A 22,517-nucleotide genomic window follows, 5' to 3' on the forward strand; every position below is an offset into this window, starting at 1 on the left:
CTGTCACGCCGCGCACCCCCCGATCCCGCGAATCCGCGTCCCCTCATGGTACGTGACCGCGGATAAAGACCTGATCACGATCTGCCGCATGCCTCCCGGAACCGGGCGAACGATTTCTGCATTCCGGCGATCGGTGCGGCCAGCTCGGCCGATTGTGACAGATCGCCGGCGGCGATGGCCGTCAGGGCGGCGCCGATCGCGTCGAGGTCGTCCTGCATCGCAGGCAGCAGCGCGGCCACCGTCGGGTTCACGACGCCGGCGGAGGCGGTCTCCAGGTGCGTGGCGACCTCGGCGATCGCGTCGGCGGCCGCGGCCGGGTCGGCCGGGTCGACGGCGGCCAGGGCTGCCACCGCGTCGGCGACGGATTCGTCGACGGCGGCGCAGGCGGCGCTCACCGATTGGCTCGGGCTGCTGCGGTCGGGCTCCGGTGCCCCGGTGTCGTCACACGCCGCCAGCCCCAGGACGAGCGGGAGGGCCAAGAGGGCGAGGAACCGGCGGGGCATGACCACCATTGTCGGTCACCGCGACGCCGACCGGTGTATGTAACAGTTTTGTAAACACGCCTAGCAAAATGGAGCCGAGGCTTGCGCGCGCGGCATTCGTAAGGTCTACTAACAAACATGCAGAGCAGCATTCGCGAGTCCCAGGTCGCCGCCGGTCGCTCGTTCGCCGGGGGCCGGACCCTCCGCCCGGCCGCGAAGGTGCTGCCCGAGCACGCCCGCGCGCACAACCGCGCCCTCGTGCTGCAGACGCTGTTCCAGTCCGGGGCGATGAGTCGCGCCGATCTGTCGCGCGAGACAGGGCTGACGCGCGTCACGATCTCCGATCTCGTGTCGGAGCTCATCTCCGACGGCTACGTCGTCGAACGCGGCGTGCGCGAGACGACAGGGCCGGGCAAGCCGGCGATCCTGATCGACCTCGATCGCGAGGGGCACCGCATCGTCGGCCTCGACCTGTCGGGCAACGACCGCTTCCTCGGGGCCGTGCTCACCCTCGACGGCGAGATCGTCGCGCGTCACGAAGCCGCGGTTCCCGGCGACCCCGCGCAGATCCTCGACACCGTCGTGGGGCTGGCCCGCACCCTCGTCGCCGATGCTCACGCGCCCGTACTGGGGATCGGGGTGGGCACACCCGGTGTCGTCGACGACCGCGGGGTGGTGCTGGCCGCACCCAACTTCGGGTGGACCGACGTCGACGTCGAAGGCGTGCTGGGAGCCGCGCTGGAATTGCCGGTCGTCGTCGCGAACGACGCCAACGCCGCGATCCTGGCCGAGTACACCTTCGGCGGCGCCGGTGACGACATCATGCTCGTCAAGGTCGGCCGCGGTGTCGGCGCGAGCCTGCTCGCCGGCGGCCAGCCGCTGCGCGGCAGCCGATTCGCCGCCGGTGAGATCGGCCACGTGACAGTCGCCACCGACGGCGGCCCCGCCTGCGCGTGCGGCAAGGTCGGCTGCCTCGAGGCCTGGCTGTCCGCGCCGTCGTTGGGCGCGCGGGTCGCGGCCGCCGGCGCCGACACCACCACCGTGCTGCGCGACGCCGGCGAACGGCTCGGTATCGCTCTGGCCCCCATCGTCGGCGCGCTCGACCTGTCGGAGATCGTCCTCTCCGGCCCGGCTGAGCTGCTGGCCGGGCCGCTGGCCGAGGCCACGGCGCAGACGCTGCGCACACGCACGCTCGCACACTTCCACGACGGCATCCGCGTGCGGATGACCGCGCAGGGCGAAGACATCGTCCTGCGCGGAGCCGCCGTCATGGTCCTGTCAGGACAGCTAGGGGTGTCCTGACGCCCGTCATCCCCCCGGATGGGCCACCCGACCCCTGGACAACCAAGAGAACAGAAGGAAGACACCATGAACAAGAAGCTCGGAGCGCTCGCGCTTCTCGGCGCTTCGGCCGTCGTGCTCTCCGGCTGCTCGGGCGGCGGCAATGAGGCCGACCCGGGCGCGGCGCCGACCGGCGACGTGAAAGTGTGGCTGGTGGGCACCGACACCCCCGACGCGGCACGCGACTACCTCAAGACGACCTTCGAAGACGAGAACGAGGGCTGGACCCTCACGATCGAGGAGAAGACCTGGGCCGACACCAACGAGGCGTACGTCGCCGCGCTGTCGTCCAACGACGCCCCCGACATCGTCGAGGTCGGCAACACCCAGGCGCAGGGCTTCATCGCGCAGGGGCTGTTCGAGGACATCACCGACCTGGCCGGCGACCTCGGCGGCGACGACATGCTCGCCAGCTTCGTCGAGCTGGGCAGCGAGGGCGACAGCCTGTACGCGGTGCCGTACTACGCCGGTTCCCGCATCGTTTTCGCGTCGACGGGGGTGACCGGTGGTGAGATCCCGGCGACGCTGACCGACTACGTCGCGGCCGGGAAGGCACTCAAGACCGACACCCGCTCGGGCATCTGGGCGCCCGGCAAGGACTGGTACAACGCCCTCGCCTTCGTCTGGGCCCACGGCGGCGAAGTGGCCGTCCAGGACGGCGACACGTGGGACGCGCAGTTCTCCAGCGACGCGTCGCTGGCCGGCTTGGAGATGCTGCAGGACGTCTACCTGAACGCGAACGTCGCCCCGGCCGACGGCAACGAGACCGACCCGCAGGTGCCGTTCTGCGCCGGCGAGATCGGATTCCTCTCGGCGCCGTCCTGGGTCAAGTGGTCGATCCTCGCGCCGGCCGACGCCGACAACCCCGGCTGCCCCGACACGTACGGTGCCGACCTGCAGGCGTTCCCGCTGCCGGGCATGACCGCAGGCGAGGCCGCGCCGGTGTTCGCCGGCGGCTCGAACGTCGCCATCGCCGCCAAGAGCGACGCGAAGGACATGGCCGGTGCCGCGCTGAAGATCATGCTGTCGGAGGGCTACCAGTCGATCCTCGCGGAGAACGGCCTCATCCCCGCGCTGAAGTCGTTCGCCTCGCACCTGCCCGACGACGAGATCACGCAGGCCGCCGCGGCGGCCACAGCCGCGTCGAAGTCGGTGCCCGCCAGCCCGAACTGGGCCGAGGTCGAGGCATCCCTGGCGATCCCCGACGCGCTCGTGAAGATCGCCCAGGGCGGTGACGTCGCCGAGATCGCTGCGGCGCTCGACGCGCAGATCGAGGACATCCTCAACGGCTGAGCCGGAGGATGCCGAACGGCGAGGGGTCCCGGCAGCCCCGGGGCCCCTCGCCACGTCCAGGAGAGAAGACGCAATGACCGCTACGATCGTGCCGCCGGGCGCCGCGACCGCACCGGGGCGCACAAGCGCCTCACGTGCGCAGCGTCGCGATGCCCGCAGCGGCTGGGCGCTGCTGTCGCCGGCGGTGATCATCCTCACCGTGATGGTCGGCTATCCGGCCGGGGTGATGGTCTACCAGTCGTTCACCGACTACTCGATCAAGAACAAGGTGCAGGGCACCTGGCCGAACTTCGTCGGGTTCGACAACTACATCGAAGTGTTCACCTCGTCGCAGTTCCCCGAGGTGCTCGTGCGCAGCCTCGGCCTCATGGTCGTGATGTCGGCGCTGATCATCGGCCTCGGGGTGCTCATCGCGGTGCTCATGACGCGGCTGTCCCGCGCCTGGCGCATCACCGTCTCGGTCGGGCTCCTGCTGGCGTGGGCGATGCCGCCGCTGGCCGCCACCGTCGTGTGGGGCTGGATCTTCGACACCCAGTACGGCGTCGTCAACTACGCGCTCAACACGATCACCGGGACGAGCGACTTCACCAACCACCCCTGGCTCGCCAACCCGTGGACGTTCTTCGTCGTGCTCATCATCATCGTCGTGTGGCAGGGCATCCCGTTCGTGGCGTTCACCACCTATGCCGCGCTCGGTCAGGTGCCCGACGATGTGCTCGAGGCGTCCTCGCTCGACGGTGCGACCGGATTCAGCCGATTCCGCCTGGTCGTGTTCCCGTACCTGCGCAACGTCCTCACGGTGGTGCTGGTGCTGCAGATCATCTGGAACCTGCGCATCTTCGCCCAGGTGTACGGCCTGCAGTCCCGCGGCGGCATCGCCAGCGAGACCAACGTGCTGGGCACTTACCTGTTCCGGCAGGGGGTGGGCGAGTTCGGCGTGACCAGCGCGATCGGCGTCGTGATGGTGATCCTGTTGCTGACCCTGTCGTGGGGCTACGTCCGCACCACCTTGAAGGAGGAGGAGCTGTGAGCACCCAAGTCGGCATCGCCACGCAGCTCGGCACAGTCGGGGTCGACGAGGTGCTGGCAGGACCCGCGCCGGCCCGCCCGCCGCGGCGCCGCCCGTCGCCGCGCAAGGTCGCGGTGCGCACGCTGCTCAACATCGCCGCGCTGGTGGTGATCGTGTGCTCGGTGTTCCCCGTCTACTGGATGGTGAACATGGCGCTCACCCCGAGCAACCGGATCATCAGCCGCACCCCCAGCTTCTTCCCCGCCGAGCCGACGTTCGCGAACTTCGTCACGGCGTGGACCCGTGAAGCCGCCCCGGGGCAGACCGACTTCCCGCACGCCCTGGTCAGCACGATCACCGTGACCGGCGGCGTGCTCGTGGCGACGCTCCTGTTCGCGTTCCTGGCATCCGTCGCCGTGGCCCGCTTCCACTTCCGCGGCCGCCGCGGGTTCATCGTCTCGGTCCTGATCGTGCAGATGATCCCGGGGGAGGCGATGATGTTCACCCTGTACGGCATGATCGACGACTGGCGGCTCATGAACACCCTGCTGGGTCTGGGCATCGTGTACACCGCCACCGTCATCCCGTTCACGATCTGGACCCTGCGCGGCTTCGTCGCGGGCGTGCCCGCCGACCTGGAGGAGGCCGCCATGATCGACGGGTGCACCAAGACGCAGGCGTTCTGGAAGGTGACCTTCCCGCTGCTGGCGCCCGGACTGGTGTCGACCGGCATCTTCGCGTTCATCCAGGCGTGGAACGAGTTCACGATGGCGCTGCTGCTGATGAGTGGATACAACCTCACGCTCATGCCGTGGCTGAACTCGTTCCAGTCGGCCACCGAGGCCACCAACTGGGGTGCGGTCATGGCGGGGTCGACCCTGATCGCGATCCCCGTGGTGGTCTTCTTCCTGTTCGTGCAGGGCCGCATGACCGGCGGACTCGTCTCGGGAGCGGTGAAGGGCTGATGCGGTTCGGGCTGGACGTCGGCGGCACCAAGACCGACGCGGTGGCCGTCACGCCCGACGGCGCCATCGTCGCGCGGGTGCGGCGCGCCACGGGCTGGGGGCCGGACGCGGTGGTCGCCACCATCGTCGAGACGGTGCGTGAGCTGGCCGCGGCCGTCGGCATCGACCCGCGGGCGGCCGCCTCGATCGGCGTCGGCATCCCCGGCCAGGTCGCCGACGGCACCGCCACCGTGCGGCACGCCGTGAACCTCGGGGTGGACATGCTCGATCTGCGGGCGGCGCTGATGCCGGTGTTCGCGGTGCCGGTGCGCGCCGAGAACGACGTGAAGGCGGCCGCGCTCGGCGGGGCGGCGTTGCACGGCGGGGCCGGCAGCATCGCGTACCTGAACCTCGGCACCGGCATCGCGGCCGGGCTCGTGCGCGACGGCCGGCTGTGGCGCGGCGCCCACGGCACCGCCGGCGAGGTGGGGCACATCTCCGTCGACCCCGCCGGTCCGCCGTGCCCGTGCGGGCAGCGCGGCTGCATCGAGGCGTTCAGCGGCGGCGGATCGATCGCCCGGCGGTGGGGGCGCAGCGGTGCGCTGCCGGTGCGGGACGTGTTCGACGCCGCCGATGCGGGCAGCACCGAGGCGCAGCGACTGCGCGCCGGCTTCGCCTACGGGGTCGCCGCGGCGGTGCGGGTGCTCGTGCTCACCGCCGACGTCGACACGGTCGTGCTCGGCGGCGGCATCACCGCGCTGGGCGAGCGCGTGCTCACGCCGGTGCTCGACGAGCTGGCTGCCAGCGCCGCGGCATCCGCGTTCATGCGTTCGCTGGGTCTGGGCGATAGGGTGCAGCTATTGCCGTCCGGATCACCTGCCGCGGCACTGGGCGCCGCCCTGATCGGCGACGCCGACCCCACTCATCTGAAGGAGACAGTCGTCCATGGCTGAAGTCGTCATCGTCCCGTCCGCCGCGGAGGCCGGTGCGCTGGTCGCCGACGAGATCGCGGCGCTGATCCGCCGTGTGCCCGATGCCGTGCTGGGGCTGGCGACCGGCTCGACACCGCTGCCGGTGTACGAAGCGTTGCGCCCCCGTCTCGAGGGGGTCGACGTGTCGCACGTGCGCGGGTTCGCCCTCGACGAGTATGTGGGCATCGACCCGGCCCACCCCGAGAGCTACCGCAGCGTCATCACCCGTGAGGTCGTCGAACCGCTCGGGCTGAACCCCGACCTGATCCGCACGCCCGACGGCTCCCTCGAGACGATCGAGCACGCCGGCGACGACTACGACCGGGCCATCGCCGAAGCCGGCGGCATCGACCTGCAGATCCTCGGCATCGGCACCTCCGGCCACATCGGGTTCAACGAGCCCGGCTCGTCGTTCGCCTCGCGCACCCGGGTCAAGACCCTCATCGAGCAGACCCGGGCCGACAACGCCCGGTTCTTCGACTCGATCGACGAGGTGCCCATGCACTGCATCACCCAGGGGCTCGGCACGATCCTCGAGGCACGGCACCTGTTCCTGCTCGCGTTCGGTGAGAACAAGGCCGCCGCCGTGGCCGGAGCGGTAGAGGGGCCGATCACCGCGTCGCTCCCGGGTTCGGCGATCCAGCTGCACCCGCACGTGACGGTCGTCGTCGACGAGGCGGCCGCCTCGCAGCTGGCGGACGCCGACTACTACCGCTACGCGTACGCGAACAAGCCGGCCTGGCAGGGCCTGTAGGTCGCACCCGGCTCGTCGGCATGACCTCGGCCGCGTCCGCCACTCCGTCCGCACCCGTGACCGCCTGGGCGTGGGGCGGCGGGCTGCTCATCGGCAGCGCGCTGCTGCAGCTGAGCATGATGACCGGGTTCGAGGCGATGCCCGGTGCTCGGCAGGTCGGCTTCTGGCTCGGGTCGGCGGTGTTCGCCGCGGCGCTGGTGCTGTTCGCGCTCGGACTGCGCGGTCGCGGGTCGGTCGTCGCGGGTCGGATGCCGGGGATCGTCGCGCTGCTCGTGCTGGCGGCGTGGCCGGTGCTCGACGCGATCGGTGGGCTGCTGGTGCCCGCCTCGGCCAGCACTGCAGCCGAATTCGAGGCGTACGCCGTGTGGGCCACGGTCGCCGCCGTGGTGTGGCTGGCCGCCGCGCTGGGCTCGGTCGTGGCGATCGGCCGCGCCGGGGTCGTGCCGGGGCGGTGGCGCTGGGCACCGGCCTGGGGGCTCGCGGTCGTCGTCGGCTCCTTGCTGTCGACGCAGGTCGTGGCCGTCGCGCTGGGGTCGGACGGGATGCAGGTGGTGTTGCCGCTGCTGCAGTTGCAATCGATGCTCACGGTCCTCGTGCCCGTGCTGCTCGGGATCCTGGCGATCGTCCTCGGCCTCACGCCGCGTCGGGTGGGCGCGGTGCGCGTGTATCCGCCGGAAGCGTGACGGCGGCAGCCGCCCGTCACGACGAGACGGTCGGGTTAGCGCTCGTCACGCCGGCGATCACGGTCGGGGCGCGAACACCTTGCCGGGGTTGAGGATGCCGGTGGGGTCGAACACCCGGGTGATCTGACGCTGCAGCTCCCACTGGTCCTCGCCCAGCTCGTCGGCCAGCCAGCGACGCTTGAGGACGCCGATGCCGTGCTCGCCGGTGAGCGTGCCGCCCAGGCGCAGCGCGGCGTGGAACAGATCGTCCGCCGCGTCCCAGATCTCGGGCGGCACGTCGGGGCCGGAGAACACGAAGTTCGGGTGCAGGTTGCCGTCGCCGGCGTGCGCCACGGTCGGGATGCGGATGCCGTAGGCCTGCTCGATGCGTGCGATCTCGTCGAACATCGCCGGCAGGGCGCTGCGGGGCACCGACACGTCTTCGATGAGCGTGGTGCCCAGCGTCTCCATGGCGGGATGCATCGCGCGCCGGATCGCGAGCAGCCGCTCTCCTTCCGCGCGATCATGCGAGACGGTGACGGTGCCGCCCACGTCACGCAGCACGGTGCCGATGGCACCGGCTTCGACGATCGCCGCGGGACCGTCGGTCTGCAGGGTCAGCTGTGCCTGACCGGCCGGCGGGGCCGCCAAGCCGAGCAGGGCATGCACGGCCTCCAGGCAGGCGGCATCCATGAGCTCCATGATCGCGGGCTGGAGGCCGGCGGCGGTCACTGCGGCGGAGCCGACGGCTGCGGAGCGCACATCGGGGAAGGTGGCGACGATCGTGCACACCTCGCCGGGCACGAGACGGCGCAGCTTGAGCGTGGCGCCGACGATGACGCCGAGGGTGCCCTCGGAGCCGATCACGAGCGAGGTGAGGTCGAGTCCGGTCACGCCCTTGATGCTGCGGTGGCCGAGCTTCAGCAGTCGGCCGTCGGCGAGCACGAGGTCGACGCCGAGCACCGCGTCGCGCACGACCCCGTACTTGGTGCACAGCAGGCCGCCCGCACCGGTGGCGATGTTGCCGCCCACCGTCGCGATGTCCCGGCTGGCCGGGTCGGGCGCCCACCACAACCCGTGTGCGGCCAGGGTGTCGTTGAGGTCGGCGTTGATGATGCCGGGCTCGACGACCGCGAGCAGATCGTCGGGGCGCACCTCGAGGATCCGGTCCATGCCGCGCACCGACAGGGCGATCTCACCGGCGCCCGTGTTCGCGCCGCCGGCCAGGCCGGTGCCCGCGCCCCGGGTGACGACGGGGGTGCCGGTGGCGTGCGCGATGCGCATGGTGGCCTGCACGTCGGCGACCGAGGCGGCGTGGACGACGGCGAGCGGCCGGCCGGCCGCCGCGTGACCGGACTTGTCGGCGCGCACGGCCTCGAGACTCGCGGGCGTGACGTCGACGCGCTCGCCGAGCTCGGCGCGCAGCAGCGCGACGACGTCGGTCGAGAGCGGGGCGGTCACGACGCGGTCAGGCGGCGCCGGCCGGTGACGAGCCCGACGGCCACAGCGACCACGGCGAAGGCGAGGCCCACCCAGGCGTTGCCGAGGTCCCACCAGGCGGCCGTCGCGGCGGCGTAGACGAGCAGCTCGACGAAGGCGCGCACGAACGGGTGCACCGGGATCATGGCACGCGGGGAGACGAATAGTGCCCACACGGCGACGGCCAGCAGCGGAGCGCCGATGCCCGCGACGATGCTCCACGGGAGCGGCCAGGAGACGAAGCCCCAGAAGGCCAGGGTGCCGACGGCGAACAGCGCGACCAGGAACGCGACGACGTCGACGGCGGTCAGCGCCGGGACGGTTCCGGGAGCGGGTTCGGCCGGCTTTTCCGGGCGCACGTGGGGGAGATCGGCCATGTCCCCAGTCTACGTCGGCCGGGTGCGGCCGCCGATCAGATCCGGACGCCGTCGACCCAGACGGCAGTCACGGCCAGATCGGCGTCGAGCACCACGGCGTCGGCGGCATGGCCGGGGCGCAGCGCGCCGTATCTGTCCTCTAATCCCAGGACCCGCGCCGGCACCGTCGTCAGCGCCGCCACCGCCGCGGCCAGGGGGATGCCGGCGGCCACGGCCGTGCGCAGTGCGGCATCTTGGGTCAGCGTCGAGCCGGCGATGGCGCCGCCGGCGTCGAGCCGCGCGGTCCCGTCGGTGACGGTCACGGCGAGCCCGCCCAGCACGTAACGCCCATCGCCCACCCCGGTGGCCGCCATCGCATCGGTGACCAGCGCGATCCGGTCGGGTGCGGCGCCGAAGGCGAGGGCGATGACGTCGGGGTGCACGTGGACGCCGTCGGCGATCACTTCCAGGGTCACCCGCGCGTCGCGCATCGCGGCCACGATCGGGCCGGGCGCGCGGTGATGGATGCCGGGCATCGCGTTGAAGGCGTGGGTGAGCAGCGTCGCACCAGCGTCGAAGGCGGCCTGTGCCTGGGCCTCGGTCGCGGCGGTGTGGCCCACGGCCACGACGACCCCGGCATCCATGAAGCTGCCCACCGCGGCGAGTCCCCCGTCGAGTTCCGGAGCGAGCGTCACCTGCCGGATCGTGCCGCGGCCGGCGTCCAGCAGCCGGGCGACGGCCGCCGGGGTGGGGGCGCGCAGCAGGCTCTCGGTGTGGGCGCCCTTGTGCCCGGGATCGAGGAACGGACCCTCCAGGTGCGAGCCGAGGATCGTGGCGTCGGCCTCGGCCAGGTCGGCGATGACGGCGGCGCGGGCGGCCATGTCGTCGACCGACGCGGTCACGAGCGAGAGCACGGCGCGCGTGGTGCCGTGCGCGCGGTGCAGCGCCCGGGCGGTCGCGATCGCGTCGGGGCCGTCGTCGAACGCGGCACCGGCGCCACCGTGACCGTGCAGGTCGATGAACCCCGGCGTCAGCCACGCGCCGGCCAGGTCGACCGCCTCCGCGCCGGCGACCGACCGCCACCCGTCACCGGTACCGGTGGCCGTGACCACCCCGTCGGCGAACGCGACCCATGCGTCGTCGGTCACGGCACCGCCGTCGACCAGGCGCGCGCCGTGCAGAACCGTCGTCATGTGCTGCTCCATTCGATGCCTGCCAGCGGCGTGTACCCGATGCCCATGCTGGTCCACAGCGGGCCCAGCGCACCAGCGCGCACGCGGAACGACTCCCACGTGCGCTCCGGGGTGGATCCCAGCGGCGGTGACCAGGCCGCTTCGGCGGCCGCGGCGATGCGCGGGAAGGCGAGGGCGTCGATGTCGGCGAGGCTGCGCACCGTTTCGGTCCACAGCGGCGCCTCCACCCCGAGGATGTCGGCCTCGCCGATGCCGTCGATGACCGCCGCCGGCTCCCACTCGTAGGCGCGCTGCGCCGAGGTCACGCCCCGCGCCCAGGTCAGGCCCAGCGGCGAGGCCTCGTCGAACTTCATGTCCAGGTAGACGGCGTCGGCGGGCGACAGGATCACCTTCGGCCCACCGGTCGCGAACGTGCGGGTCTTGGCGTCCGAGCCGTCGGTGGGGGTGACGAACCCCCAGTACTGGCCGACGGTGGCCGATGCCAGTCCCGGGGCTGCACCGGCCTCGTGCCACGTCACCGGGATCTTGCCGAGATCCGCCACCAGGTGGGTGACCCGGCCCATGAACAGCGCGAAGTCGGCGGGATCGGTGCCCAGCGCCTCGTCGCCGCCGACGTGCAGGTAGGGGCCGGGGGTGAGGGCGGCGACCTCGCCGAGCACGTCGGCCAGGAACGCGTAGGTCGCCTCGTCGTGGATCTTCAGCGACGAGAAGCCGACGGCCATCCCGTCGTACGCCGTGCCGTTGACCGGCAGCGCACCGCCGTGGTCGCGCACGATCTCACGGATGTGGTCGCTGAGCACCGGCTGCTCGCACAGCCCGGGGTACGCGAGCGAGACGGCATGGGTGTGGCCGGGCGTGTCGATCTCCGGCACGACCGTCATGTGGCGGCGGGCGGCGTACGCGATGATCTCGCGATAGTCGTCCGCGCTGTAGAAGCCGCCCGGATCGCCGCCCACCGACGATGCCGAGGACCGCTCGGTCAGCAGCGGGCGGGAGGCCACGTGCAGCCGCCACCCCTGGTCGTCGGTGAGGTGCAGGTGCAGGTGGTTGAACTTGAGACTCGCGGCGCGGTCGATGTACGCCTTCACCGTCTCGACGGGGTGGAAGTGGCGGGCCACATCGAGCATGACGCCGCGGTAGGCGAAGCGCGGGGCGTCGTCGATCTCGACGGCCGGGATGATCCACCCCTCGCCGGCGCGCTCGATCAGCTGCACGAGGGTGTGCACGCCGTAGAACAGGCCGGCGGCGTCGGCGCCGGTGACGGTGACCCGGTGCTCAGACACCGCGATGCGGTACGACTCGGGCGTGCCGCTGCCGGTGGTCCTCAGCGTGATGGCGCCGTCGCCGTCGCCGGGGCCGTTGTCGGAGGATGCCGGAGCGAGAGCCGTGCGGATGCGGAGGAGGTCGCTCAGAACGGCGCCGGCGTCAGACTCGCCGGCGATGACGGTGCCGGAGGTGAGGGCGAACGCGGCGGCAGGGACGGTCGTCAGTGACCGGGGGACCGGGACAGTCATGTAAGGAACCCTAACAAATACCGTGACGCGGTGAAAGGCCGTTCCGATGTGCTGTGGTCGGTGCCCCGGCATCCGTTATGCTCGGAGGGTCGCGACTGGCGTTGAGGTGGACCACCACCGGGAAGCGACCGCATGGCATTCGGCCGCACGCCTGGGCCGGGGCTCGATACGCCGCCGCCTGCCGACGGTGACCCTCGAAACCCGCATCACACCAGCCACCCAGGAGATCGCATGACCGATTCCCTTTTCAACGCCCCGCTCGCCGAGGCCGACCCTGAGATCGCCCAGGTGCTCGAGCGCGAGCTCGACCGCCAGCGCGGCTATCTCGAGATGATCGCCTCCGAGAACTTCGTGCCCGTCTCGGTCCTGCAGTCGCAGGGCTCGGTGCTGACCAACAAGTACGCCGAGGGGTACCCGGGCCGCCGCTACTACGGCGGCTGCGAAGAGGTCGACGTCGCCGAAGAGCTCGCGATCGAGCGCGCCAAGGCACTGTTCGGCTCGGCGTTCGCGAACGTCCAGCCGCACTCCGGCGCCTCGGCCAACGCCGCCGTCCTGCATGCGATCGCCCGCCCCGGCGACACGCTGCTGGGCCTGTCGCTCGACCAGGGCGGCCACCTCACCCACGGCATGAAGATCAACTTCTCGGGCCGGCTCTACAACATCGTCACCTACGGCGTCGACCCCGACACCTCGATCATCGACATGGCCGAAGTGCGCCGCCTCGCGCAGGAGCACAAGCCGAAGGTGATCATCGCCGGCTGGTCGGCCTACCCGCGGCAGCTCGACTTCGCCGAGTTCCGCGCCATCGCCGACGAGGTCGGCGCGCTGCTGTGGGTGGACATGGCGCACTTCGCCGGCCTCGTCGCCGCGGGCCTGCACCCCAATCCGGTGCCGCACGCGCACGTCGTCTCGTCGACCGTGCACAAGACGATCGGCGGCCCGCGCTCGGGCTTCATCCTGACCAATGACGCCGAGATCGCCAAGAAGATCAACACCGCGGTGTTCCCGGGCCAGCAGGGCGGTCCGCTCATGCACGTCATCGCCGCGAAGGCCACGGCGTTCAAGCTCGCCGCGACCGACGCGTTCAAGGAGCGCCAGGAGCGCACGGTGCGCGGCGCCGCGCTGCTGGCTGAACGCCTGTCACAGCAGGATGTGGCCGATGCCGGCATCACGGTCCGCTCCGGCGGCACCGACGTGCACCTCGTGCTCGTCGACCTGCGCAACGCGGCGATAGACGGCAAGCAGGCCGAAGACCTGCTGCACGAGATCCACATCACGGTGAACCGCAACGCGGTGCCCAACGACCCGCGGCCGCCGATGGTCACCTCGGGGCTGCGCATCGGCACGCCGGCGCTGGCCACCCGCGGCTTCGGCGACGCCGAGTTCACCGAGGTCGCCGACATCATCGCGCTCGCACTGCTGCCGGGCGCCGACGTCGAGGCCCTGCGCACGCGCGTGGCCGCGCTGACCGCCGCGTTCCCGCTCTACCCCGGCCTCCAGCAGTAAGCCCCGGCCGCGCTGCGCGCCGCGCGCACGAGTCGCCCGGCTCGCGGGAACTGCCTCCGTACCGCGAGAGAACATTGGAGCGCCGAGAGAACGGGTGAACCCCGCACTCTCGGCCGCCGGTTGTTCTCTCGCCGACGGGAGGCAGCCTGGGCGGCGCGGGCAGACCGGCTTTCCGATAGGAGAAACTCGCGGCCGTGCGCGCCGCGCGCGCATGGCATGGTTCTCATGTCAGCCTGGATGTGACACCCGAAAGGAACCCACCCCATGACTGCGATCCGACTGGACGGCAAGGCGACTTCGGCCGCCATCAAGGACGAGCTGCGTGAACGCATCGCAGCCCTGAAGGCGCGGGGTGTCGTCCCCGGCATCGCGACCGTGCTGGTCGGTGCGGACCCGGCATCCCAGCTCTACGTCGGAATGAAGCACCGGCAGTCGGAGGAGCTCGGGATGAACTCCATCCAGCGCGAGCTGCCCGCGGATGCCACGCAGGCCGAGGTCGAGGCTCTCATCGACGAGCTGAACGCCGACCCCGCATGCCACGGTTACATCGTGCAGCTGCCGCTGCCCAAGCACCTCGACACCGACGCGATCCTCGAGCGGATCGACCCGGCCAAGGATGCCGACGGCCTGCACCCGACCAACCTCGGCCGCCTTGTGCTCAACGTCAACGGCCCGATCGACACGCCGCTGCCGTGCACGCCGCGCGGGGTGATCGAACTGCTGCTGCGCAACGACTACGACCTGACGGGCAAGCACGTCGTGGTCGTCGGCCGGGGCGTCACCATCGGGCGCTCGATCGGCCTGCTGCTCACGCGCCGCGAGCTCAACGCGACGGTCACCCTGACCCACACCGGCACCGTCGACCTTCCCCGGTACCTGCGCGAGGCGGATGTGATCGTGGGCGCTGCGGGAGTCAAGCACCTCGTGCGCGCCGAGGACGTGAAGCCGGGCGCCGCGGTGCTCGACGTAGGTGTGACCCGTGAGACCGACCCGGAGACCGGGAAGTCGGTCGTGTACGGCGACATCCACCCCGATGTGGCCGAGGTGGCGGGCTATCTGTCGCCGAATCCCGGCGGCGTGGGCCCGATGACCGTGGCCCTGCTGCTGACCAACGTCGTCGAGGCCGCCGAGCGCGCGGCCCGCGGGTGAGGTTCTGCTGACCCGAAATGCGGGTGTGCGGCTCAGCGACTCGCGTATCGGGTCAGCCGAGCAAGGCGTCCGCGCGTTCTGCTGACCCGAAGTGCGGGTGTGCGGCTCAGGCACTCGCGTTTCGCGTCAGCCGAGCCACGAGTCGCCGCGACCGCGACGCGGCTCAGGCGGTGAAGCGGGCCAGGAACTCGCGCGTGCGGGCCTCGCGCGGGGCGCCGAACACCTCAGCGGGGGCGCCCTGTTCGAGCACCCGCCCCTCGTCGAGGAACACCACGCGGTGCGCGACGTCACGGGCGAAGGCCATCTCGTGCGTGGCCATCAGGATCGTCGCGCCGTCGGCGGCGAGCTGACGCACGAGCTCCAGGACCTCGCCGACCAGCAGCGGGTCCAGCGCCGAGGTGATCTCGTCCAGCAGCAGCACCTCGGGGTCGGTCGCGATCGCGCGCACGATCGCCACGCGCTGCTGCTGGCCCCCGGAGAGCCGGTCGGGATGCTCCGTCGCCTTGTCGGCCAGGCCCACGCGCGCCAGCAGCTCCCGGGCGCGCTGCTCGGCCTCGCGGCGCGGCACGCGGTGCACCACGCGGGACGCGAGGGTCACATTGTCGAGCACCGACAGGTGGGGGAAGAGGTTGTAGCTCTGGAACACCGCGCCGAACCGGCCGCGTACGGCGTTGGCATCCACACGCGGATCGGAGATGTCGGCGCCGCTCAGGAAGATCTGGCCGTCGTCGATCGGCTCGAGCAGCCCGAGGCAGCGCAGCAGGGTCGACTTGCCCGATCCGCTCGCACCGATCAGGGCCACGACCTCGTGACGGTCCAGCGCGAGATCGACCCCGCGCAGCACCTCATGGTCGCCGAACGCCTTCCACACGCCCTCGGCCCGCAGCACCGCCCGATCGCCCGGGGCGCCGGCGCTCACAGGATCGACCCCATCTGCTCGCGGGCGCGTACCCGTGCCGTGTACCAGTCGGTGAGCCGGATCGAAGGGATGGCCAGCAGCACGAACAGCACCCCCGCCACGACATACGGCGTGAAGTTGTAGATGAGGTTCGTCTCGATCTGCGCCGCGCGCACCGCGTCGACGGCCCCGAGGATCGAGATCAGCCCGACGTCCTTCTGCATGGCGACGAAGTCGTTCATCAGCGCCGGCGTCACCTTGCGCAGCGCCTGCGGCAGCACCACCCGGCGCATGCTCTGCAGGTACCCGAGTCCGAGCGCCCGGGCCGCGAGCCGCTGCGACGGGTGCACGGCCTCGATGCCCGCACGGATCACCTCGGCCACATACGCGGAGTAGGTCAGCGTGACGCACAGCACCCCGAGAACCCACAGCGGGATGCGGGCGTTGGTGAGGGCCGGGATCCCGAAGCCGAACACGTACAGCACGATGATGAACGGCAGGCCGCGGAACAGGTCGGTGTAGCCGGCGGCCAGAACGCGCACCGGGAAGAACACCGGGCCGCGCAGCGTGCGCAGGGTCGCCAGCAGCAGCGCGGCCGCACCCACCGTGAACACCGACACCACGAGCACCTGCAGGTTCAGCAGGAACCCGTCCCACACCCGCGGCAGTGCCGCCAGGGCCACCGCGGGATCGAAGAACATCTGCTGCACCGCGGCCCAGCCCGGCGTGTTGATGATCGTGACCCAGACGATGACGGCGAACGCCAGCGTCGAGGCGACGGCCACCAGCACCGACTGCCGGGAACGCCGGTCGCGATACGCACGCCGCTCGAGCTCGAGGGCGCTGGGCCGGTGTGTGGTCATGGCTCGACGCTAGTGGACGAGGGGATGCCGGCACGCGGCCGTGCGGTCACTGCAGCAGCGTGACGCCCTGGCCCGACCCGAGCCACTCGTCGGTGATCGCCTGCAGCGTCCCGTCCTCACGCAGCGCGTCGACGGCGGCGGTGACCCGCTCGGTCAGCGGCGAGTCCTTGGCCAGCAGCAGTCCCCACTCGTCGGGGACACCGGCCGCCGGCAACTCGCCCACGATGAACGAGTCGGCGATGTACGCGCTGGTCGCGAAGTACGCCGTCGGCAGGTCGAGCACGAGCCCGTCGATCTGGTTGGCCTCCAGCGCCGCCCGGGCGTCCTCGTTCGAGTTGTACAGCCGCGGCTCGACATCGGGCTGCACGGCCTCCTCGATCGTCGTCGCGCTGGTGGATCCGGCCATCGCGCCCAGCGTGAGGCCCTTGAGCTCGGCGATCGAGTCGACGCCGTCCGCGGCGCCGCCCTTGATCGCCACCACGGCCTGGCTGGCCGCGTAGTACGGCGACGAGAAGTCGACGGCCTGCTTGCGCTCTTCGGTGATCGTGTACTGCTGGATGTTGATGTCGAAGTCCTTGGGCCCCGGCGCGATGGCCGCCTCGAAGGTGGTGCGCGTCCACACCACATCTTCGGGGGCGAAGCCGAGCTCCTCGGCGACCGCGTACGCGATGGCCGCCTCGAACCCTTCACCCGACTCGGGCTCGTTGTCGATCACGTACGGGTAGTACGCCGGCTCGCCGGTGGCGAAGGTGAGCTTGCCCGGGGTGAGGTAGCCCTCGTCGGCGGCGTCCTCGCCGGCGGGGTCGGACCCGCCGGACGCGCAGCCCGAGAGCAGGAGGGCGACGGCGGCCGCCGAGGCGGCCAGAACGGTGCGCACGGAGCGTGACATGGGGATCCTCCGGATAGGGGACGGCCGGCTCCGAGGGGTGTGGGATGCCGGGGCATCCGGCGCGCGGATGCCATGGGCACCATCATCCCGCGCCGTGGCCCGGACACGGCGCGGCGGCGTCGCATTGTTACGCCCCTGTCACCCACGGCGCGCGATGCGGGCGCACCCGACGCGCGTCAGCCGAGATCGTCGAGCATCTTGCGCTGCTCGGGGGTGAGGCCGTCCTTGAGCTCGTCGCGCCCCGCGCGGGCGGCGGGGGACTCGGGGGCGGGCGGCACCGACCCGGCGGTGCCGCTGCCGGCATCCACGCGCCGTCCGGTGGCGCGGTCGTACAGGTCGCCGGCGCGGGCTTCGACCCGGTCGTCGATCTGGTCGTAGACGACCCACGCCAGCAGCAGGAGCAGCGGCGGCAGCACCCACCCCCAGAAGAACCCGCGCACGTCGACGCCCGACAGCAGGACGACCACGATCCAGACGATGAGCTCGACGACGAACACGATGCCGTACTGGACGAGCTTCTCACCGGCCTTGGTGCGGCTGCCGGCGGATTTGGCCGCCGACCCGGTGAACAGCTTGGTGATGAGCGGCTTCAGCCAGATCGTCGCGAGGGTGAGCACGAGCGCCGCCCACAGCGCCGCCCAGCCGACCCGCACCGTCGGCAGCAGCAGGCCGATCAGCAGCAGCACGACGACGTTGAAAACGTACAGCGAGACAGTGCGCACGATCCAGGTCTTCATGTCCCCAGCGTGGCACGTGCGGGCCCCGGCCGCCAGGATCCGGCGCGCTCATTTCCACGTCCCGCACGCCCCCGGGTGCGCGCCGACACGACCGGCGGCCGGTCACACCGCCCGCGCCGGTCAGTACGACGCGCGCGTCTCTGCGTCGGATGCCGGCACCCAGCGCGCCGCGAGGGCTTCGGTCCCGCGGGCGAGCATCGCCACGTCCGCGCCGACCAGCACGAACGAGGCCCCGGCATCCACATAGGACTGCGCCACGGCCGGGTCGAACGCATTGACACCGAACGGCGTGCCGGTCACACCGATGTCGTCGAAGGCGCGCAGCACCGCGGCGGTGACCTCGGGGTGGGTCTGCTGTCCGATCAGGCCCATCGACGCGGCCAGATCGGAGGGGCCGACGAACACGCCGTCGACGCCGTCGACCGCGGCGATCTCGCCGGCGGCATCCACCCCGGCCTCGGTCTCGACCTGCACGAACAGCGACACATAGCGGTCGGTGTTCTGCAGGTAGTCGTCGACACGGTTCCAGCGGGCCGAGCGCGCCAGCGCGGAGCCGACGCCGCGCTTGCCGCGCGGGGGATAGCGCACCGCTTCGACGACCTCGCGGGCCTCGTCGGCGGAGGAGATCATCGGCACCAGGATGTTCTGCGCACCCAGGTCGAGCACCTGCTTGATCGTCACGATGTCGCCGATGGGCACCCGCACCACCGGCGTCACGTCGTAGGGTGCGACCGCCTGCAGCTGCGCGAGCACCGACTCGAGCCCGTTGGGGGAGTGCTCCATGTCGATGAGCATCCAGTCCATGCCGGCCCCGGCGAGGATCTCGGCCACCAGCGGCGACCCCGAGCACGCCCACACCCCGGCCAGGGGGCGGGAGGCGGCGGCGAGCTCGTCGCGGAAGGTCAGACGAAGCGGCATGTGATCTCTCCCATCGGCCCGTAATCGCACCGTACCGTGTCGCCGCGCGAGACCCACATCGGCCGGGTGAACGACCCGGCGAGGATGATCTCGCCCGCTTCGAGCCGCGCGCCGTGCTGGTGGAACTTGTTCGCCAGCCAGGCCACGCCGGTCGCCGGGTGGCCGAGCACGCCGGCCGACACGCCGGTCTCCTCGATCTCGCCGTTGCGGCTGAGCACCCCGGGCACCCAGCGCAGGTCGACCTCGTCGACCCCGAAGCGCCGGTCGCCGAGCACCATCGCCCCGTACGCGGCGTTGTCACTGATGGTGTCGACGATCGTGCGACCCTCCAGCTCGATGTGCGAGTTGAGCACCTCGAGTGCGGGCACGACGTGGTCGATGGCGGCCAAGGCCTGCTCGAGCGTGCAGTCCGGCCCCTCGAGCGGGCTGGCCAGTACGAAGGCGAGCTCGACCTCGATGCGCACGTTCGAGAAGTGGTCCACCGGGATCTCGGCGCCCGACCGGTACACGGTGTCGTCGAACATGACCCCGTAGTCCGGTTCGGTGATGCCGGTCGCCTGCTGCATCGCCTTGGAGGTCAGGCCGATCTTGCGTCCCACCAGGCGGCGCCCGGACGCGACCATGCGGTCGCGCCAGATGCCCTGGATCGCGTAGGCGTCCTCGATCGTGGCATCCGGATAGCGGGCGGTGATCCGCGGGATCACGCCGTGCGTGCGGTCGGCCTCGGCGAGCTCTTCGGCGATCGCATTGCGTGTCGCGTCATCCAGCATGTGCGGGCCTCCGATTCAGAGCTGGTGTCCGAGCTTGTACTCGCCCTTCTTCCAATCGGGCATCGACTCCTCGCCCTCGTCGCGCCGCGTGTACGAGAACCCGTCGGCGCCGATCGTGACGGCCATCTCCGATGCGTCGGTGCGGGCGCGCACCGGCTGCGGGTTGCCGTCCAGGTCGAGCACCAGCGACGCGTCGGTGTACCAGCTGGGCACGACCGGGTTGCCCCAGAAGTCGCGGCGCTGGTTGTCGTGCACGTCCCAGGTGACCACCGGGTTGTCCGGGTCGCCGGTGTAGTAGTCCTGGGTGTAGATCTCCACGCGGTGCCCGTCCGGGTCGCGCAGGTAGAGGTAGAACGCGTTCGACACGCCGTGCCGGCCCGGGCCGCGCTCGATCATGTCCGAGCGGCGCAGCGCGCCCAGCTTGTCGCAGATCGCGAGGATGTTGTGCTTCTCGTGCGTAGAGAACGCGACGTGGTGCATGCGCGGGCCGTCACCGCCGGTGGTGGCGGTGTCGTGCACGGTGGGCTTGCGGCGCATCCAGGCGGCGTAGACGGTGCCCTCCTTGTCCTGGATGTCCTCGGTGACGCGGAAGCCGAGGTCCTGGTAGTGGCGCACGGCGCGCGGCACGTCGGGGGTGACCTGGTTGAAGTGGTCGAGGCGCACCAAGGCACCGGGGGTGTAGAGGTCGTAGCGCCAGGCGAGGCGCTCGACGTGCTCGGTCTCGTAGAAGAACTCGTACGGGAAGCCGAGGGGGTCGACCACACGCACCGAGTCGCCGACGCCCTTGGTGAAGCCGTTCTTCTCCCGGCGCACGTCGCAGCCGAGCTCCGTGTAGAACGCGACCGCCTTGTCGAGGTCCTCGGGCGAGCGCACGCGGTAGCTGAAGGCGGCGACGGCGGCCACGGGGCCGGCGCGCAGCACGAGGTTGTGGTGGATGAACTCCTCGAGCGACCGCAGGTAGATCGTGTTCTCGTCCTCCTCGGTCACCGTCAGCCCCAGCACGTCGACGTAGAACTCGCGCGACCGGGCCAGGTCGGTGACGACGAGCTCCATCGAGGCGCACCGCAGGATGTCCGGGGCGGGCGACGACGGGGTCGGCACGGGGTTGTCGGATTCGATCGGTGCCTCCTGGCTCACGTAGAAGCCCGAGGAGGTCAGGGTCATGTCGTCACGGTTGGTCATGTCAGCGTCCTTGCTCGCGTGGTGATGGGTGGATGCCGGGTCAGCGCGGATCCGGGTCGTCGATGTCCGACTCGGTGTGCACGTCCTGCTTGCCGAAGGTCGGGTTGTGGACCTCGCCGAGGGTGATGTGCACGGCCTGCTGGTCGGTGTAGAAGTCGATCGAGCGGTACCCGCCCTCGTGGCCCAGGCCCGAGGCCTTCACCCCGCCGAACGGGGTGCGCAGGTCCCGCACGTTGTTCGAGTTGAGCCACACCATGCCGGCCTCGACCGACTGCGCGAAGTTGTGGGCGCGCTTGAGGTCGTTGGTCCAGATGTAGGCGGCCAGGCCGTACTTGGTGTTGTTGGCCAGGGCCAGGGCCTCCTCGTCGGTGTCGAACGGGGTGATCGCCACGACCGGGCCGAAGATCTCCTCCTGGAAGATGCGGGCCTCGGGCGCGACGTCGGCGAACACGGTCGGGGCGACGAAGTTGCCGAACTCGAAGCCGGTGGGGCGGCCGCCGCCGGCGACCAGGCGCCCTTCGCTCTTGCCGATCTCGACGTAGCTCATGACCTTCTCGAAGTGCTCGGGGTGCACCAGCGCGCCGACCTCCGTGGCCGGGTCGTGCGGGTAGCCGACCTTCACACGCTTCGCCTGTGCGGCGTAGCGCTCGACGAACTCGTCGTAGATGTCGCGCTGCACGAGGATGCGGCTGCCGGCGGTGCAGCGCTCGCCGTTGAGGGAGAAGACGCCGAAGATGGTCGCGTCCACGGCGGCGTCCAGGTCGGCGTCGGCGAAGACGACGGCGGGGCTCTTGCCGCCCAGCTCCATCGACAGGCCCTTCAGGTACGGGGCCGCGTTGCCGAAGATGATCTGGCCGGTGCGGCTCTCGCCGGTGAACGAGATGAGGGGCACGTCGGGGTGCTTGACCAGCGAGTCACCGGCGAAGCCCTCTTCGCCGAAGCCGTTGACGAGGTTGAAGACGCCGCGGGGTAGGCCGGCCTCCTCGAAGATGCCCGCCCACAGCGACGCCGACAGCGGCGTGAACTCGGCGGGCTTGAGAACGACGGTGTTGCCGGTGGCCAGGGCCGGGCCCAGCTTCCACGACTCGAGCATGAACGGCGTGTTCCACGGGGTGATGAGCCCGGCGACGCCGATCGGCTTGCGGTTGACGTAGTTGATCTGGCGGCCGGGCACCTTGAAGGTGTCGTCGGCCTGCGCGACGATCAGGTCGGCGAAGAAGCGGAAGTTCTCGGCGGCGCGGCGCGCCTGGCCGAGGGCCTGGCTGATGGGCAGACCCGAGTCGAAGCTCTCCAGCTCGGCGAGCCGCTTGTCGCGCGATTCGACGATGTCGGCGATGCGGTGCAGCACGCGCGAGCGCTCACGGGGCAGCATCTTCGGCCAGGGGCCCTCGTCGAACGCCCTCTTGGCCGCCTTCACGGCGCGGTCGATGTCGGCGACCTTGCCCGATGCGGCCTGCACGTACACCTCGTTCGAGACGGGTTCGAGCACGTCGAAGGTGTCCCCGTCGAGCGAGTCGACGAACTCGCCGTCGATGTAGTGCTGCAGGCGGGTGGGCAGGTCGGCAGGGACGTGCCGGCGGTCGAGGGCGGGAACGGTGTCGGTCATG

General features: G+C 71.1%; 22 protein-coding genes and 1 riboswitch. Of the genes, 9 read left to right on the plus strand and 13 right to left on the minus strand.

Features of this window, described 5'->3' with window-relative positions:
* Positions 1-74: 74 nt before the first annotated feature.
* Positions 75-503, minus strand: coding sequence for a hypothetical protein (locus ACQ143_RS11275; protein ID WP_449570782.1), 429 nt, complete (start codon positions 501-503; stop codon positions 75-77).
* Between the two features lie 117 nt (positions 504-620).
* Between ACQ143_RS11275 and ACQ143_RS11280 the strand changes: the two genes are divergently transcribed.
* The 7 genes from ACQ143_RS11280 to ACQ143_RS11310 all read left to right on the plus strand — a co-directional run bounded on the left by ACQ143_RS11280 (position 621) and on the right by ACQ143_RS11310 (position 7,477).
* Positions 621-1,784 (plus strand): ROK family transcriptional regulator, encoded by a 1,164-nt coding sequence (locus ACQ143_RS11280; protein WP_449570783.1) that lies wholly within the window; start codon positions 621-623, stop codon positions 1,782-1,784.
* A gap of 66 nt (positions 1,785-1,850) precedes the next feature.
* On the plus strand, positions 1,851-3,116 hold the full coding sequence (locus ACQ143_RS11285) for an extracellular solute-binding protein (RefSeq protein ID WP_449570784.1): 1,266 nt from the start codon (positions 1,851-1,853) through the stop codon (positions 3,114-3,116).
* 73 nt (positions 3,117-3,189) lie between these two features.
* On the plus strand, positions 3,190-4,146 hold the full coding sequence (locus tag ACQ143_RS11290) for a carbohydrate ABC transporter permease (protein WP_449570785.1): 957 nt from the start codon (positions 3,190-3,192) through the stop codon (positions 4,144-4,146).
* On the plus strand, positions 4,143-5,090 hold the full coding sequence (locus ACQ143_RS11295; RefSeq protein WP_449570786.1) for a carbohydrate ABC transporter permease: 948 nt from the start codon (positions 4,143-4,145) through the stop codon (positions 5,088-5,090). The genes ACQ143_RS11290 and ACQ143_RS11295 overlap by 4 nt, the downstream gene beginning before the upstream one ends.
* Positions 5,090-6,022, plus strand: coding sequence for an ROK family protein (locus tag ACQ143_RS11300; protein WP_449570787.1), 933 nt, complete (start codon positions 5,090-5,092; stop codon positions 6,020-6,022). Before ACQ143_RS11295 ends, ACQ143_RS11300 begins: the two co-directional genes overlap by 1 nt.
* A complete protein-coding gene (locus tag ACQ143_RS11305; RefSeq protein WP_449570788.1) occupies positions 6,015-6,794 on the plus strand; it encodes a glucosamine-6-phosphate deaminase in 780 nt (259 codons plus the stop codon). The genes ACQ143_RS11300 and ACQ143_RS11305 overlap by 8 nt, the downstream gene beginning before the upstream one ends.
* 20 nt (positions 6,795-6,814) lie before the next feature.
* Positions 6,815-7,477, plus strand: a complete 663-nt coding sequence (locus ACQ143_RS11310; protein WP_449570789.1) for a hypothetical protein — start codon at positions 6,815-6,817, stop codon at positions 7,475-7,477.
* A gap of 57 nt (positions 7,478-7,534) precedes the next feature.
* On the opposite strand, the gene ACQ143_RS11315 is transcribed toward ACQ143_RS11310, so the two are convergent.
* Genes ACQ143_RS11315 through ACQ143_RS11330 form a run of 4 tightly spaced genes read right to left on the minus strand, consistent with a single transcriptional unit; the run spans position 7,535 to position 11,998 of the window.
* Positions 7,535-8,917, minus strand: coding sequence for an FAD-binding oxidoreductase (locus ACQ143_RS11315; protein ID WP_449570790.1), 1,383 nt, complete (start codon positions 8,915-8,917; stop codon positions 7,535-7,537).
* The gene (locus tag ACQ143_RS11320) at positions 8,914-9,312 is read right to left on the minus strand and encodes a YrdB family protein (protein WP_449570791.1); all 399 of its coding nucleotides are present in this window, start codon (positions 9,310-9,312) and stop codon (positions 8,914-8,916) included. The genes ACQ143_RS11315 and ACQ143_RS11320 overlap by 4 nt, the downstream gene beginning before the upstream one ends.
* Positions 9,313-9,347: 35 nt before the next feature.
* Positions 9,348-10,484: an N-acetylglucosamine-6-phosphate deacetylase gene (gene nagA, locus ACQ143_RS11325; protein WP_449570792.1), complete on the minus strand. Its 1,137-nt coding sequence runs from the start codon at positions 10,482-10,484 to the stop codon at positions 9,348-9,350.
* Complete coding sequence (locus ACQ143_RS11330; protein WP_449570793.1) at positions 10,481-11,998, minus strand: family 20 glycosylhydrolase; 1,518 nt, start codon at positions 11,996-11,998, stop codon at positions 10,481-10,483. The genes nagA and ACQ143_RS11330 overlap by 4 nt, the downstream gene beginning before the upstream one ends.
* 81 nt (positions 11,999-12,079) lie before the next feature.
* Positions 12,080-12,162: riboswitch (ZMP/ZTP riboswitch) on the plus strand.
* Between the two features lie 67 nt (positions 12,163-12,229).
* Here ACQ143_RS11330 and glyA point away from each other — a divergent pair.
* Both glyA and ACQ143_RS11340 read left to right on the plus strand, forming a co-directional pair.
* Positions 12,230-13,504 carry a serine hydroxymethyltransferase gene (gene glyA / locus ACQ143_RS11335; RefSeq protein ID WP_449570794.1) on the plus strand — a complete coding sequence of 425 codons (1,275 nt, stop codon included), beginning with the start codon at positions 12,230-12,232 and terminating at the stop codon, positions 13,502-13,504.
* A gap of 264 nt (positions 13,505-13,768) precedes the next feature.
* Positions 13,769-14,653 (plus strand): bifunctional methylenetetrahydrofolate dehydrogenase/methenyltetrahydrofolate cyclohydrolase, encoded by an 885-nt coding sequence (locus ACQ143_RS11340; protein ID WP_449570795.1) that lies wholly within the window; start codon positions 13,769-13,771, stop codon positions 14,651-14,653.
* 163 nt (positions 14,654-14,816) lie between these two features.
* Here ACQ143_RS11340 and ACQ143_RS11345 read toward each other — a convergent pair whose 3' ends face one another.
* The 8 genes from ACQ143_RS11345 to hpaE all read right to left on the minus strand — a co-directional run bounded on the left by ACQ143_RS11345 (position 14,817) and on the right by hpaE (position 22,516).
* Positions 14,817-15,572 carry an amino acid ABC transporter ATP-binding protein gene (locus ACQ143_RS11345; RefSeq protein WP_449570796.1) on the minus strand — a complete coding sequence of 252 codons (756 nt, stop codon included), beginning with the start codon at positions 15,570-15,572 and terminating at the stop codon, positions 14,817-14,819.
* The gene (locus ACQ143_RS11350; RefSeq protein ID WP_449570797.1) at positions 15,569-16,414 is read right to left on the minus strand and encodes an amino acid ABC transporter permease; all 846 of its coding nucleotides are present in this window, start codon (positions 16,412-16,414) and stop codon (positions 15,569-15,571) included. Before ACQ143_RS11350 ends, ACQ143_RS11345 begins: the two co-directional genes overlap by 4 nt.
* 46 nt (positions 16,415-16,460) lie before the next feature.
* On the minus strand, positions 16,461-17,303 hold the full coding sequence (locus ACQ143_RS11355) for an ABC transporter substrate-binding protein (RefSeq protein WP_449570798.1): 843 nt from the start codon (positions 17,301-17,303) through the stop codon (positions 16,461-16,463).
* 176 nt (positions 17,304-17,479) lie between these two features.
* Complete coding sequence (locus ACQ143_RS11360) at positions 17,480-18,040, minus strand: hypothetical protein (RefSeq protein WP_449570799.1); 561 nt, start codon at positions 18,038-18,040, stop codon at positions 17,480-17,482.
* A gap of 120 nt (positions 18,041-18,160) precedes the next feature.
* Entirely contained in the window at positions 18,161-18,958 is a 798-nt protein-coding gene (locus ACQ143_RS11365; protein WP_449570800.1) for an HpcH/HpaI aldolase family protein, read from the minus strand.
* Positions 18,943-19,728 carry a 2-keto-4-pentenoate hydratase gene (locus ACQ143_RS11370; protein ID WP_449570801.1) on the minus strand — a complete coding sequence of 262 codons (786 nt, stop codon included), beginning with the start codon at positions 19,726-19,728 and terminating at the stop codon, positions 18,943-18,945. Before ACQ143_RS11370 ends, ACQ143_RS11365 begins: the two co-directional genes overlap by 16 nt.
* Positions 19,729-19,743: 15 nt before the next feature.
* Positions 19,744-20,910 (minus strand): 3,4-dihydroxyphenylacetate 2,3-dioxygenase, encoded by a 1,167-nt coding sequence (gene hpaD / locus ACQ143_RS11375; protein WP_449570802.1) that lies wholly within the window; start codon positions 20,908-20,910, stop codon positions 19,744-19,746.
* Between the two features lie 40 nt (positions 20,911-20,950).
* Positions 20,951-22,516, minus strand: coding sequence for a 5-carboxymethyl-2-hydroxymuconate semialdehyde dehydrogenase (gene hpaE, locus ACQ143_RS11380; protein WP_449570803.1), 1,566 nt, complete (start codon positions 22,514-22,516; stop codon positions 20,951-20,953).
* Position 22,517 lies beyond the last annotated feature (1 nt).

The sequence above is a fragment of the Microbacterium pollutisoli genome, assembly GCF_053586795.1.

Excerpts from the sequence above, each read along its gene's own strand:
- ACQ143_RS11330 (WP_449570793.1), bottom strand. The coding sequence starts at position 11,998 with ATGACTGTCCCGGTCCCCCGGTCACTGACGACCGTCCCTGCCGCCGCG.
- glyA (WP_449570794.1), top strand. The coding sequence starts at position 12,230 with ATGACCGATTCCCTTTTCAACGCCCCGCTCGCCGAGGCCGACCCTGAG.
- hpaE (WP_449570803.1), bottom strand. The coding sequence starts at position 22,516 with ATGACCGACACCGTTCCCGCCCTCGACCGCCGGCACGTCCCTGCCGAC.
- ACQ143_RS11285 (WP_449570784.1), top strand. The coding sequence starts at position 1,851 with ATGAACAAGAAGCTCGGAGCGCTCGCGCTTCTCGGCGCTTCGGCCGTC.
- ACQ143_RS11305 (WP_449570788.1), top strand. The coding sequence starts at position 6,015 with ATGGCTGAAGTCGTCATCGTCCCGTCCGCCGCGGAGGCCGGTGCGCTG.
- ACQ143_RS11360 (WP_449570799.1), bottom strand. The coding sequence starts at position 18,040 with ATGAAGACCTGGATCGTGCGCACTGTCTCGCTGTACGTTTTCAACGTC.
- ACQ143_RS11340 (WP_449570795.1), top strand. The coding sequence starts at position 13,769 with ATGACTGCGATCCGACTGGACGGCAAGGCGACTTCGGCCGCCATCAAG.
- ACQ143_RS11290 (WP_449570785.1), top strand. The coding sequence starts at position 3,190 with ATGACCGCTACGATCGTGCCGCCGGGCGCCGCGACCGCACCGGGGCGC.
- ACQ143_RS11300 (WP_449570787.1), top strand. The coding sequence starts at position 5,090 with ATGCGGTTCGGGCTGGACGTCGGCGGCACCAAGACCGACGCGGTGGCC.
- nagA (WP_449570792.1), bottom strand. The coding sequence starts at position 10,484 with ATGACGACGGTTCTGCACGGCGCGCGCCTGGTCGACGGCGGTGCCGTG.
- ACQ143_RS11280 (WP_449570783.1), top strand. The coding sequence starts at position 621 with ATGCAGAGCAGCATTCGCGAGTCCCAGGTCGCCGCCGGTCGCTCGTTC.
- ACQ143_RS11355 (WP_449570798.1), bottom strand. The coding sequence starts at position 17,303 with ATGTCACGCTCCGTGCGCACCGTTCTGGCCGCCTCGGCGGCCGCCGTC.
- ACQ143_RS11275 (WP_449570782.1), bottom strand. The coding sequence starts at position 503 with ATGCCCCGCCGGTTCCTCGCCCTCTTGGCCCTCCCGCTCGTCCTGGGG.
- ACQ143_RS11365 (WP_449570800.1), bottom strand. The coding sequence starts at position 18,958 with ATGCCGCTTCGTCTGACCTTCCGCGACGAGCTCGCCGCCGCCTCCCGC.
- hpaD (WP_449570802.1), bottom strand. The coding sequence starts at position 20,910 with ATGACCAACCGTGACGACATGACCCTGACCTCCTCGGGCTTCTACGTG.
- ACQ143_RS11310 (WP_449570789.1), top strand. The coding sequence starts at position 6,815 with ATGACCTCGGCCGCGTCCGCCACTCCGTCCGCACCCGTGACCGCCTGG.
- ACQ143_RS11320 (WP_449570791.1), bottom strand. The coding sequence starts at position 9,312 with ATGGCCGATCTCCCCCACGTGCGCCCGGAAAAGCCGGCCGAACCCGCT.
- ACQ143_RS11370 (WP_449570801.1), bottom strand. The coding sequence starts at position 19,728 with ATGCTGGATGACGCGACACGCAATGCGATCGCCGAAGAGCTCGCCGAG.
- ACQ143_RS11350 (WP_449570797.1), bottom strand. The coding sequence starts at position 16,414 with ATGACCACACACCGGCCCAGCGCCCTCGAGCTCGAGCGGCGTGCGTAT.